Origin of the sequence: Vibrio gangliei, assembly GCF_026001925.1 — a bacterium.
Lineage (GTDB): Bacteria > Pseudomonadota > Gammaproteobacteria > Enterobacterales > Vibrionaceae > Vibrio > Vibrio gangliei.
In genome coordinates this window covers 105,197-118,436 of record NZ_AP021871.1, presented here as the reverse complement: position 1 = coordinate 118,436, position 13,240 = coordinate 105,197, and the positions used below count along the sequence as shown (strand labels likewise).

Sequence of the window (13,240 nt, the reverse complement as noted above, 5' to 3'; positions counted from 1 at the left end):
ATGGATCTCAACGGAAAGTTAAACCTTACGGAAAAAGCGATTAAATCAAGAAATATCATTTCTGCTTTAGCTGGATACTTTCGTCAACAATCAAAACTAGTAACAGACCGAGCTCTTTTTGTTAATGAGCTGGCTTCAGAGCGCGAATCCAATCCAGAGGCGGATGTAAATATCGCCCCAAATGGTAAGCCTTATCGTACATACAATAAGACTGAAATGCTCAAAGAGCTTGGCCTGCAGCGAGGCTCACGTCAGCTTGATAATTTAGTTAAGCGCCTAGGTTTAGACCCTGCAAACTCGCCTTATGGTGGCCAGTGGACAGTTAATCTGTTGGAGCGAAACCAAATTAAAGAGGCTTATGGTCTGCTTGAGCCGTTCGAACGAGCTGGTGGGCAAAAATGTGCAATTTTCGGAATTTCAAACCTTAAAGGTGGTTCGGGAAAAACTACGCTTAGCACACTCTTGGCGACCGGTTTAGCAATCGAGTCTCGCAGAAAGTTTAGAATTGCAGTTATTGATTTAGATCCGCAAGGGACAGCAACGCGCATATTGCTACCTAATGTTGAGGTTGGTAATGGTAATGCTGATTACGTATCTGTTGGTGATTTGTTGGTAGAAGAACGCTTGGAGATTGATTACTCGGATGATGAGCAATACAAAGAGGTTGTTCGTAGTGCATTTTTAGAAACTAATGCTGATAACTTAAAAGTTTTACCAGCAAATATTGCTGATACTGACTTTGAGCTGCAGTCTAAACACAAAGCGATTAATGACCGTTCGTATGCTTCATTCAAGCCTTTGCAGCGCTTAATTACACAAATTGAAGATGACTTTGACTTAATCATTATTGATACTCCACCAGCACTTAACGAGATTTGTATTGCAGCTCACTTTGTTAGTACGCATCTTTTCATCCCGCTTCGCGCTTCTGAAAATGATCGTGATTCAACTGGTAAATACTTAGGTGGATTTGAAATGCTTTATGATTTAATGCTGGCTTATGGCCATCAAGGTTATGAAGAAATAAAATTAGTACCTACAGCCATCGATAGACGTTCATCGAGCGAATTAGAGGTCGAACAAAGCTTACGTTTGGGTTTAATGAGCTATGTAACAGAGTCTATTGCAGCAAGTGAGGCTATCAAAAATACCAACAAAGATTTGAATACTATTTTCGATATTTCTCCATCTTGTTATTCAGGGAAAAACTCAACTTGTGAGAGTGCTCAATCATCTTCTTTGGTATTTATCAGATCAATTGAAGTCATTTTGTCTAATTACTGGAAACTAGGGGTACACATCTAATGGCTGCTAATAGATTTTCAAGAAAGCGCCAACGCACCGAACCGCATGGCCTTACAACCGGTTTTGGTATTGCAAGTAGCGAGCTACCACAAGAGCTTTTGTCTGGACTAGAAAATGGCGCAGGTTCGTGGACATTTGGTGGCAAAACTTTCACCTGTCAGCGTATCGTCATCCCTCATGATCAGATTGAAGAATCAACCATTGTTGATGATAGAAACGAACGCAACCAAGAGTGGTTAAGTGAATATGGCTTACGCCAGTTAATCGCTTCAATTAAAAAATCAAAGCCTAATCCTAAAACCGGCAATATTCAGAATGAAACACCTGTCATCGCTTACCGTAGAAAAGATGGCAAAATTGTCGTTCTTGATGGTTCTTGCAGACGATTTTCTTGTATAGCTGCTGGCGCAGATTTGGTTGCAGACGCGATTGATGAAGATTTAAGTCAGGAATTAGGTTTACGTTCTCAAATTTCCTCAAACTTTAACCTCAACAAACCGATTAGTTGGTTTGAAAAAGGTTATAAATACAATGCGTATCTTGCAGAAAATGAAAATGCCACAGAAAGTGACATTGCGGATTACTTTAAAGACCACCAATCGAATGTAAACACAGCGCTAAGAGCTATCCAATTGCCAAGTAGCTGGATCAACGCACTGCCTTACCCAACGGAAATAACTCGTGCTGGATTGCAGTTCATGCTAAAGCTGCATAAGGCTATTGAGAGCGCACCTAAGCACGTTAAACCATTCGACCCAGAAACAGTTATGCAAACCATTTCTGCTGAAGTTGAACGTGACGCTCAGATTCCAGATGCAAAGAAAAACCAAGCTTATCTTGATAGTATTCAAGCTGAATTTGCTGCTGTTAATGAACCAAAAGCGACTAAACCTGCGTTTCAGGAGTTGGGCGATAAGAGCCGCGTTAGAATCACTAGCTCTAAAAACAAATATAAGATTGAACTAGAAGATGCGGATGATGTTAAAGGGCAGGAGTTCTTGGCTGAACTAACGTTGCTCTTGAAGAAATTTAATGTTGAATAGTTGTGTAAAAATCGGATACCCGCACTACAAACTTTGTAGCTGCGGGTATCCATTGATTAGAATTTTATGCTCTCATCGAATTTTTTTACTATTAATTTTTCCTTGCTTCCATCTTTTTCAAGCATCCATCTTGCCATTATCTTGATCTTTGGGTCGAGAAAACGAAACCTTGTTCCTTGAGGTGTTTTGCGAATTAACGGGCTGTTACCACTTGCTAATTCGGTTAAGTTAGCCGAAACGTTCAGGGTTTTTCCTTTTGTGCTAATAGGAAAATGATTACGCATTTGTTCTTCAACATCTTGAGCGGAAAACTCATTACCAAGGAATCGACCTAGGGTATAAATCACCTGATTCCGTCGCCCATGCTTTGTGGTTTTAGAGTTTATGTGAGCTTCTATTCTCGCATTTTCACTTACTAATGCTTCTTGCACCCAATTTCTTATACAACCAATATATAGCTCATTGGTAATATTGTAATCGTTCAATTCAGTTTCTATTGCTATCTCAAGACCAATTTCATGAACATACTGGGGTACGTTGGCCGAAAACCATGATAAGGCATTAAAGAAAAAATTTTTGTTGAATCCTGATTCCCTGTCCTCTATTAAATTTGCTTTTAAGAGTTGAAAGAAACCTCTGTCAGCTAAATTTTTTACATCATTCGATGATAATACGGACACTTCAGGTATCTCCTGAACTCGATTGATTATGGTTTGGCTTGAATCAACTTTTGAAAAGTAATCTCTTAGATTGCTGGGGGTTCCAACTAATAATATTCGAACTCTATATTTTGCATATTCTTCATCGTCTAAGTACATCAGGAGTGATGACAATTCTCGCACCCACTGCTCGTTTTTAACGATATGCTCCAAGTTCTCTATGATTAAAAAAGATTCATTTGATCCAGCTTGCTTAAATAAACGGCGAACCAATTCAAGGTATGGTTCAGGGGTTGATGCCTCATACTTTTTTGTGTGCTCTAAATCAGCTTTAGCCAATACTACATTACCACCAGCGGAAATTTTTTCCTCATAGCCTGTATTTTCAAATGGCTCTAAGCGGGATGTTAACGACTTGATTGCTGTTGATATTGAACCTGTTGAATTAACCGTTGCTGCATTCAGAACTTCATACTGTATCTTTCTTTCTGCAAAGACTTTTTTATAGAGCCACGTTTTTCCACAACCACTTTCTCCATAAATAATTATATGCTTTGGCTTTCTTAGTGCTTTTATGAATGCTTTTTCTAGCTCAATTCTTTGGACATACATAGATTTATTTACATGCTTACCTTTAGGAGTAAATATTTTTTCAGGCGGTGTTCTTCGTTTTTTTAACATTCATTTATCCTGCTCATTGGAGCCTTTTGTATAGGTCTTTGTTGTGGTGTTGTATTAGTTATTGAATGTGCCAAAGACAATTGTCAGGGCATCAACAAACTCACCGGCTTTAACTTCACCAAGAAAGCAGGGCTTGAAAGAAGAAGTTGCTATGTATTTCCGCTTGGCAGGGACGTAGATCATTGAGTCAGGGTTAGCCGATAAATAATCTTGAAAGACCTTACTTACTTTCTGTCTCCCTAAACCCAAATGCCGATAAATGTCCTTGCTTGTGACGTGACCATTTAGAGCTAGTTTCGCATCAATTAACTTGAGCACCGTTTCATCAAGCAGAGGTCGAGACATTCATAGATTCCTATTGTAAAGACTGGTTGCATCCATTGTTTTCTATCGAGCTTAAATTATCAATAGCGCCTTTACTGTATTGAGCTCTCAAGCAGTTAGATTGATTCAATTAAAAATGCGTTTTCCAGCTTTGGTATTCTTTGTTCCTCATTGAAACAATACAACCGCTCCGTCTCTATGGTGGGAATTTTTTGGTATTCAACTCTTTCTACAAGTAATCCATGAGAGTTGTATTTATCTTCAATAAGGCTGACGTTTACATCGTATGGATTATAGATTTGTGGCACTAAATGCAGGATCATGTTTATTCCTTTCAAATGGTCAAAAATTCATTTAGAAGTTTTTGGCAAAGTTAATCACAAGTGCCCTGAAGCCAATTGCAGATACAACGCAAACTGGTAAGACAGCTAGGACAGGGTGTACGTAAATAGGAATTGAGAAGAAGATTAGTGATAAGGAAAATAGACCTAAGCCAATAATCTTTTGAGACATAACAGTTAGCCAGTCTGAGCTCAGTCGGCCTTCGTAAATCCGCTTGATCCGATATACGTAGCCATCCGCCCCGAACTGCACGATAAGTAAGGCCACCAAGGGTAGTGAACTAAAGAAGTACCCAACCTTTACAATGAAAGTGATGGTGGTAAAGGCAATCGATATTAAAAATGCCTTAAATATGCTCCCTGACAGGTTATCAGTCGTGAATCCACTCGATAAGTTAAAAGCATCCGTTAAAGTGAAGCCGAACCACTTTGTTGTAAACTCAGATAGCCAAAGTAGTGGTAATGATGGAGATAGCACGAAATCTCTATTAGTTGCACTCAAATCATCATTGATAAGTTGGATATATTCACTTGCTACCGCTTTGGAATGGTACTCATAAGGTTCATTCCACCAGCCAAAGAAAATCCCAATCCACTCAATTAGAATTGAGACCATAAGAGCCCCAAAAAGAAGCCCACACAAAGACATTATGTAATTAATGACCGGTTTAATTAATCCCGTAGAATGCTCGTGTGAATCGCCTCTTTGGGTGTTTACTGGTGGTGTTCTGTTTTTGGTCTCGCTCATAGGTATTCATTCGCTTTTTCAGGACAAGTAACCGGTGAGTGCCAAACATCAAATTTAGCGATCGGATCATCGCTTACCCAATCAATACCTACTACTCGTTGAGAATACTTTTCACAAATTGGCGAATCTTCACTTGTTTTACCAACAAGGTAAGTTCTATCAATATTTTTGGCTTGTTTTGATTCACCAAGATTTATGGTTTTTGTTACCACTTCTGATAACAAAATAGCTTCGGACCGATTAATGCCATTGCTATTAGCAGAATCATTGCCAGGCTTTTTACTGCTGCTGCATCCAGCTAGTGGCACCAAAAGTACAACTAGGTTTAGGGTTAAAATTATTCCTTTCAATTTCATCATGCGGCCTCTTTTTCCCACCAATTATCGTAACTTCGATATTGAATTTTCATGTTTCGATATACGTCTTTCATTTCACTCGGTAATGGGTTTATTTCTTCTTTCGGCAGTGGGAATCTGATTTTGTATAATTTACTTCCCTCTAGGAGTGCAAATGCTTGGCCTTTAGGCAGGCTGACTATATCGCTAGGGGCTAGTAATGGTTGCGTTCTAACGATTGATACACCATCGGAGAAGCGAGTGTTTGTGTTCGCTTTTTCTTCTTCAATATTCAAATCTGCTGATGCACCCTGTGTTGTCGAGCGATCATAAATATTGATTTCTTTGAGTTGGTCGGTAAGGATTTGAGCTGTACTTGTGGTTTTAACCCTAAACATAATGGTTGTGTTAAAGTTAGATTCAATAACAGAAGCTTTCGCTTTGTCACCCATTCGAACTTCAAGGTCTTCCCTTGCTTGTGTGTATGCAATTACACGAACGCCACTACCACGAGCTTTATTGAGAATTGGTATAAATTCCTCACCACACATTTCATTTGCTTCATCCATGTGTAGGTAAATTTTCGGCTTGTCATGCGAACTACTGCCGTCCAAACCATAATTAATCCCTGTCTGGTAAATCTTACCGCTCAAAGAAAGTAAATCGGATAGCATTGAATTTGATACTGCGCTTGCAACATCGCGGTCTACCATTGCTGCAAAACCACAATACACAACCGCATTTCCACGAATAGCTTGAGTCCAATCAAGAATTGGCCTCATATCACTTGTGTCTGTGTAGTCAGGGGAAAGAATGTTTATTAGATCGCCTGAACAAAGCTTCTCAAGGAGAGGTAATAATGAGGCAGTTATTTTAGAAAAGTAACTTGAATCATATCGAACAGCGTTGAGTAGCCCTTCATAAGCAGAATTGCGTAGATTAGGGTCTTCGGCCATCAATGATTCTACGGTCATTGATAAACCAATGGTTCTACGGGCTAAGCCTTTTAAGTGTTCAGGGGTATTTTTTTCTTTTGAATATATATCAACAAGTTCACGCCACTCGCTCATATTTTGCTTACCTAGCCAGTGTTCGCAAAACTCAACAAACAACACCTCCATGTTCATTATGTATCGCCTTACGTGGTCATACGTTGGCCTTATACCCATTGCGAACAAAGCTTTAGAAATGATTGCAATAAAGCGCCATGCGAACTCTTTAAAGGCAGCCGAATCACCGCCACCACTTAATTGGCCAGCAATTCGAGTCGCACATTCAGAAAGGCGACTAAAGTTACCAATTCCGTTATACCGGCAAGTAATCTCCTGTTCACCAAGGTGAAAGAAATAGAATGGACGTCCATGTTTAAGTGCTTCTGTGTAAGCTCTAGCAAGTAAATCTGCATCACCTTTTGGATCAAGTACCGCAACCATGCCATCCGGTTGTTCTTCAATCCGAGTAATGACTTCATCTTGTTTGTTTTTGAACCGAGTTTTGACTTTGCGTTTTCGTGCTATGTCATTGGTAATGAACAGTTCAGCGGAACGAGTCTTACCACAACCGGTTGTCCCCATAACAAGAACGTGCCCTTCTAAAGACCCTAGCTGCGGTAGTATGTCATCTTCTTCATCAACACCAACTCCATGCAATACAGAGGAACCACCAACAGGCGGCAAAGGTGCTAATGGGTTTTTGAGGAATTTAAACTTACCAATACGGAAAAAATATTTGTCATTCAGTGTATTAACAAGTTTTTTGACGATAATGCTTTTGTTATCAGCATTAACATTGCAAAACTTTCTGGCTTTTTTGTACAGACTGGAATTACTAACTATCTTTTCGCCATTTGGTGTAGAGGCTTCATAAAGTCTTTGGGCGTGTTTTTGTTGCCACTCAAACCCCTTACCAAGCCAAAAATATTTATCAGACGATTTCAACTCATCCGTAGACATGTAGTAAGCATCGATGTTCTTTAATGCGTTATGGTAAGCCTTTAGCTTGCGCCCGCGAATGAACTGAGCCACACCCATAGCCGCGCTTGTTAAACATAAGGCATGTGCTGTTGTGTATGGCAAGCCGAATAAGAATGGTGCTTGGTACAGCACGAGACTTGAACAAGCTGAGACTAATGCAGCTTCATATTCAACAACTGGTCTCATCCTGCCATCTAAGGTGTTATTGCGCTCTATCAAAACATAATTCCTTTAGCTTAGATCTCTCTAAACTGGAACGTAATAGATCTGCATCTTGAGATCGAATTTAGACGGTTTTGTTTGCCCGTCTAAATTGGTCTTTAACTATCTAATGAATATGATGGCGACACAAAAGAATGGAAATTAAAAAAGCAGAAAACAAATAACATAGTTATTTGATTGATCTTTATTGATCTTTGATCTTACTGTTGATCTTCTCTTAGGGGATATAACTTATTGTTTTAAAAGGCTTAAAATGGTTAATTAAGGACAATTTATCGGTCATTAGTGGACAATTTATCGGTAAAGTCTGGACGATTTATCGGTGTTCGCTGGACAGTTTATCGGTAAAGTCTGGACGATTTATCGGTGAAAGCCGGACAAATATTTTGTGGATAAATGATCTGGATCTTCCGTTCCTTAACCTGCTTTCTTCTATTTAACTCAAGTACATACCCCTAGTATATATCGTATGGAGAAAAATTTCTTTTTATTGTCGTTGATATTTCCATTTTTATTTTTCTCATTAAATCAGTGATTTAATATTAACTCTGGACAATTTATCGGTTGATAACGTGCAAACTTGTTTTGTATTGGTTAATGATCACAGGAGTCAATTTTGGACAATTTATCGGTCTAATTCTGATGATTTCCGCTTAACTCTGGACAATTTATCGGTTTGATTTGCCTGTTAGGTATTTGAATTGTCCGTGATAAGTATCACAAATATAAGCATTAATTATAATTATGCTTGTTTTTTATTCAATTTTTGCAGGGTGGCGGTGAATTTGCTAGTGGCGATCTCATTTTTTTTTAAATTGTCCGGTTTTAAAGGGGGTATATGGGCATTTTGTTAGTTTTAACGGGTTGTACTCCCCCTAACTCTGGACAATTTATCGGTTAAAAGTGACCAAATATGCGTAATTCTGGACAATTTATCGGTCGGGTTATGTGCGGAATCGGCTAACTCTGGACAGATTATCGGTCTGAATCGGGCTGTCTTAGTTTAACTCTGGACAATTTATCGGTCTGTGACGGGGTTTTCTTGCTTAACTCTGGACAATTTATCGGTCAAGAGTGTGTGTAGTGGAGCTAACTCTGGACAATTTATCGGTGATAGCCAGTGTGTTCCTGATATAACTCTGGACAATTTATCGGTCATCGTAAGTGAGATGGTTTTCTTTTGGGGGGAGTTGGTTGCTGTTCTTTGTGCTTCAAAAATTAAAGTCGGACAATTTATTTTAAATTTCCTGTTTTAACGTGTATTCTAAAACTAACAATAAAAATGGACGAGAGTTTCATGAGTTTACCTGAATTATCTGATATTACTGTCAATCAAAGTAACGAGCTTTTATCTGCTCAATATACTTTACCTTTGCCGCAGTTTCGTATCGTTTTGATGAGCTTATCAAAGGTTAATAGTAGTAAGTCTAGTGTAGGTTCGGTGACGATCACATCGAGAGAATTTGCTGAAGCCTATGGGTATGATGTTACTGATTGTGCTCAGATAATGCGTGATGCGATTAAAAGTATTAACAAATCACCAATTAATATGATTGTTGAAGATCGCTTGCGTACCTTTCATTGGTTTGAAGTTACTGACGTTCCTCGGGTTGGTGATGAAGGTGTGTTTAAAATTCAGTTTAGTAAGTCGATTGAGCCATTTGTTTTTGAGCTTAAAAATAACTATTCAATTTCTGAGTTTAAGTACGTCAAACAGTTAACAACCTTGTTTCAGTTTAGATTGTACCAGTGGCTTAAAGATGGCCAGTTCTTGGGTATGAACAATTTTCAGAAAGGAAGTAATGGTTCGCACTCGATTAAGTTTGAGATCGAGTGGATGAAAGAAAGGGCTAATATCTCGGGATATGATGATTGGAGTGATTTCAAAAAACGAATTCTTCAACCGTCAGTTGATCACATCAATGCCAGTACAAACCTTTCAGTAACCTACGAACCGGTAAAAACAGGTAGAAAAACGACTCATATTAGATTCTATGTTCTAAAAGAGAATAGCGTGGATGTTATTACCAAGCCTATAAGGCCACGTCTAAAGCGTAGACCTAAAGTTGCCTCTGGTAGTGATGCGCACGGCAAGTGGGCTAGGACAAATATTGCTTTGCTGGTGGGTTATGAATCTGAATTAAAAGATTATGATCCAAGTGAAAAGTTGGCAATTGATGATGTTCGTAGGCTGATTGATTATTATAAGGTTATTGGTAGTAAATTTGAGCAGAAAGAAAGAGAGCTGGAAGTGAAAGAGCGAGTTGAATCAAAAGCTAATAGCTCTACTAAGTAGTAACTTTGATACTGCTAAAGGCATAGTCATCTTAATTTTAAAACCACAAAAAACGAACACACAAAGCCGCATATAATACTTGTATTATATGCGGCTTTTGTTTATCTTTATGTAATGCTGTCGTCAGACAATAAAGATTGAAATTTAACTACTGTTTTAGAGGGAATTTACGATGCTAGATTTAATCAGTTGGTTTGAACGTTTAGCAAGCAGTAAACAAATAGATGAAATCCTTATATTAGGGCTGAACGATGTGTCTTTGTGGATTCAAAATCTAAGTACAAATCAACGTGTGGTAGTCGCTGTTTCCGCGTTTGTTTTCATAATTATTTTAAAGTATATGAGCAGGTACGGTCTTCGCATATTTATTTCGTTGAGGCGTTGGTTGCGTAGAAAATGCATTCCTAAGAAAGTCAATCTTCACCTAGACAGGGAGCAGAAAAAATGAGTGGGCTGCGTACTGTTTCTACTACTTTTTTGGTGATCGGAGTAGTGGGTGTCGCAGGAGTTAAGTTGATGAAAATCGAAAGTATTGACGATAATCATCGAGTAAATAAGGAAAATGAAGTATATGGAATCATTAGTAAAATTAGGCCGTAAGTATGGTTCTAAGTCTCATACGGTTAACCAAAGTTCCTACAAGAAATAAACGATAACTAGGTTGTATGGGTTGAGAAAATTACTATCAAAAAAATTGATTCTAGCTGCTTTAACTGAACGTTATGAGTTATCGGTTGGAGATGTTGAGTTAATCAAATTCGATGGTGAATATCATTGGGCTGGCCGTGTTGGTGCGTGTTTTGCTGATACTTTGGCGGTCACTGGTAATTTGTCTACTTGGCCATTAGAGCGATGGTTGGAGGACTTTAACTTTAAGTCGGAGAAATTACTTGCTGATAAGGGCGCATCACTAAAAGCGTATATAGATTCTATTGATTGGAATGTCGAGTACGAGTAGTTCTAAAGCGCTTCCTCGGTTATATCCAACTTGCAAACTAAGCATTGATCGGTAAAAATATACTGTATGTATAAACAGTATGAGCCGCTTATGAAAGTTATTCCTATCCCCCTTTCGGTATCTGCGGGTTTAACCGGTTTTGCTTCCCCTGCTGATTCCTACGTACAAAAAAGATTGAGCTTGGATGATTTGCTGATTAGAGATCAGCAAGCATCATATTTTTGCCGTGTCTCGGGTAACTCGATGAGTGATGAGGCTGTAATAGATGGCGATATTCTTCTTGTTGATCGGTCACTACCGGTTAGGCAGAACTCACCGATAGTCTGTAACTATAATGGTGAAATGCTATATAAGCGCATAGATTTAGCTAATCGGCTATTGCTTTCTTCGAATGAACAATTTCCTCCAATTCCGGTAAGTGATACAGATACATGCTCATTCGAGGGTGTTGTCACTGCTGTCATTAGAAAAATGGAACTCTGATTTTGTATTTTTTGGTTGACTGCGATCAGTATTATTGTTCGGTCGAAAGCTTGTTCAGGGTTGGCATTAGAGGGCTACCTCAAATTGTCTTGAGCAACAATGACGGGTGCGTCATCTCAATGAATCGACAAGCTAAAGAATTGGGTATTCCCAAGTTTGCGCCCTATTTCAAAATAAGGGAATTATGTAATAAAAACAATGTGATAGTAAGCTCATCAAATTACGCTCTTACAGTTGGGAAATACTTTAGACATCACATGTTGTAATGTTTCAGGTTGTATAAATTAGACGTCGAGATGAGGGGTGGTTACAATTTTTACTATTGGTTAAGAAATATCTTGAAAAAGTAGATGTATGAACGCGTAACCCCCTGGGGGAAGGCTTAGCAGTGTGAATAACGGATGATTTAGGTGTTAATGTGATTGAACAAAATAGGTCGTTTCCAGATGACTTCGGCTTTGACTATTGTCTTATGTGGATTAGTACGGAGAAATATCCCTCATTTATAAGTAGGCCACACCCTGACAGTGGCGAGATCATCCATGACGTTAGGGACAACTCAAAACCATTTGCTCATAAACTTCCAATTTTAATAGACCCCGATGGTATCAATGTGGTGCCAGTGAATCTATATCTTCACTCTTTGTTGGCAGATCCAGATATATCCTCCGATAAGACGATTCAATCCCATGCAGTTGCGTTATTGAGCTTCTATCGGTGGTTGAGCACGGAAATCCCCGAACATACACACCCAAGGACTGGCCTTCTGGTTGATGAAAAACCTCCGTTAACAATATATGACTGCACCGAGAAGGTAGAGGAAAGTCCAATCGTGAGATATCGAGACTATTTATTGGAAAACCTTTATACCAAGGATGAAACTGGAAAAGTCGGTGGTTCTCCAAGTACAGCCTCTAACTATGTTTTGAAAGTTGTCAATTACTTCATCTTCCTTCATCGCCAGCGGATCATTTCAATCAGCAAAACCTTTCGACCATTTGAGTTTAAGGCAAAGACTGTTCGCATAAGCAACAAAGGAAACAGAGCACAACATGAAATGCTCTCACATCTCAATCGCAGTCACAGTAAGGAAATTATTGTATACACCACAGGTCTCACTAGACCATTTAAGAACATAAAAAAACCTCAAGATGCTGATATTCGAGAGCTTAACCCACTTCGTGAAGATGAAAAACAAGAGCTTTATAAACACCTTGATATTGAAAATTCATCTGACACTAAAGCCCTAATGGTGTACTTAAAAACTGAAACGGGATTGAGATTGGAGGAATTAATAACATTTCCTGCCTCTGTCGTGGACAAGCCAAAAGCTAAAGTAGTTAAGGTGCAAATTGGTGAGAATATTAACGGTTGCTTAACCAAGTTCAAAAAAAACAGAACAATTGAAATCCCAGCCAGTGTCATGGATCTGTTGTACGAGTACAAGTTAAGTAAGGCGAGGAAGAAGGCTATTGAAAAAGGATTACTTCGCCATAACCACTTATTCGTTAAATCGAATGGCAATATCTACGCTCCAAACACCATTCAAAAGTATGTGGAAACTATCCGCAATGATTTGACACACTGTGGGCTTGATATTTATTTTGCCCCTCATGACTTACGAGCCACTTTCGCAACCGACTGGCTGTACAGCAAACATATGGAAACAGGTAAGCCCTTCGAGGCTTTGTTACAGGAGCTGGCTGATTTGATGGGGCATGAAAGCACCTCTACCACTCAAAAATACGTTAACTACATGAATGACAATAAAACATGGTTGGAATTCGCTCAGCGTAAAAATCAATTCGCACAACAATCGCTGAGGTGATGATATGGCAAAAAGTCGATTAGCAGCATCGAGATGATCTGGTC

The 13,240-nt window shown here is 38.9% G+C and carries 12 protein-coding genes and 1 pseudogene; 7 read left to right on the top strand and 6 right to left on the bottom strand.

The annotated features are described in order from the left end of the window. Positions 1-1,305: a ParA family protein gene (locus Vgang_RS17050; RefSeq protein WP_105903631.1), complete on the top strand. Its 1,305-nt coding sequence runs from the start codon at positions 1-3 to the stop codon at positions 1,303-1,305. Continuing rightward, the gene (locus Vgang_RS17045; protein ID WP_105903632.1) at positions 1,305-2,348 is read left to right on the top strand and encodes a hypothetical protein; all 1,044 of its coding nucleotides are present in this window, start codon (positions 1,305-1,307) and stop codon (positions 2,346-2,348) included. The genes Vgang_RS17050 and Vgang_RS17045 overlap by 1 nt, the downstream gene beginning before the upstream one ends. A 56-nt stretch (positions 2,349-2,404) precedes the next feature. Here Vgang_RS17045 and Vgang_RS17040 read toward each other — a convergent pair whose 3' ends face one another. From Vgang_RS17040 to traD, 6 genes are all read right to left on the bottom strand, one after another. After that, a complete protein-coding gene (locus Vgang_RS17040) occupies positions 2,405-3,688 on the bottom strand; it encodes an AAA family ATPase (protein ID WP_105903633.1) in 1,284 nt (427 codons plus the stop codon). A gap of 54 nt (positions 3,689-3,742) precedes the next feature. After that, positions 3,743-4,033: a hypothetical protein gene (locus Vgang_RS17035; protein WP_105903634.1), complete on the bottom strand. Its 291-nt coding sequence runs from the start codon at positions 4,031-4,033 to the stop codon at positions 3,743-3,745. A 95-nt stretch (positions 4,034-4,128) separates the two neighbouring features. Then, positions 4,129-4,335 (bottom strand): DUF6012 family protein, encoded by a 207-nt coding sequence (locus tag Vgang_RS17030; protein ID WP_105903635.1) that lies wholly within the window; start codon positions 4,333-4,335, stop codon positions 4,129-4,131. Between the two features lie 31 nt (positions 4,336-4,366). Beyond that, complete coding sequence (locus tag Vgang_RS17025; protein ID WP_105903636.1) at positions 4,367-5,101, bottom strand: DUF4400 domain-containing protein; 735 nt, start codon at positions 5,099-5,101, stop codon at positions 4,367-4,369. Continuing rightward, entirely contained in the window at positions 5,098-5,460 is a 363-nt protein-coding gene (locus tag Vgang_RS17020; RefSeq protein WP_105903637.1) for a hypothetical protein, read from the bottom strand. The genes Vgang_RS17025 and Vgang_RS17020 overlap by 4 nt, the downstream gene beginning before the upstream one ends. Continuing rightward, the gene (gene traD, locus Vgang_RS17015; protein WP_105903638.1) at positions 5,457-7,628 is read right to left on the bottom strand and encodes a type IV conjugative transfer system coupling protein TraD; all 2,172 of its coding nucleotides are present in this window, start codon (positions 7,626-7,628) and stop codon (positions 5,457-5,459) included. Before traD ends, Vgang_RS17020 begins: the two co-directional genes overlap by 4 nt. A 1,300-nt stretch (positions 7,629-8,928) precedes the next feature. Between traD and Vgang_RS17010 the strand changes: the two genes are divergently transcribed. The 5 genes and pseudogenes from Vgang_RS17010 (at position 8,929) to Vgang_RS16990 (ending at position 13,196) form a co-directional block, all read left to right on the top strand. Continuing rightward, entirely contained in the window at positions 8,929-9,927 is a 999-nt protein-coding gene (locus Vgang_RS17010) for a replication initiation protein (protein ID WP_157946058.1), read from the top strand. Between the two features lie 670 nt (positions 9,928-10,597). Then, positions 10,598-10,885 (top strand): hypothetical protein, encoded by a 288-nt coding sequence (locus tag Vgang_RS17005; protein ID WP_105903641.1) that lies wholly within the window; start codon positions 10,598-10,600, stop codon positions 10,883-10,885. A gap of 90 nt (positions 10,886-10,975) precedes the next feature. Then, positions 10,976-11,368: a LexA family protein gene (locus tag Vgang_RS17000; protein ID WP_105903642.1), complete on the top strand. Its 393-nt coding sequence runs from the start codon at positions 10,976-10,978 to the stop codon at positions 11,366-11,368. A gap of 2 nt (positions 11,369-11,370) precedes the next feature. Continuing rightward, positions 11,371-11,598: pseudogene (locus Vgang_RS16995) on the top strand (Y-family DNA polymerase); the annotation flags it as partial. 188 nt (positions 11,599-11,786) lie between these two features. Beyond that, entirely contained in the window at positions 11,787-13,196 is a 1,410-nt protein-coding gene (locus Vgang_RS16990) for a tyrosine-type recombinase/integrase (protein ID WP_061094527.1), read from the top strand. Positions 13,197-13,240 lie beyond the last annotated feature (44 nt).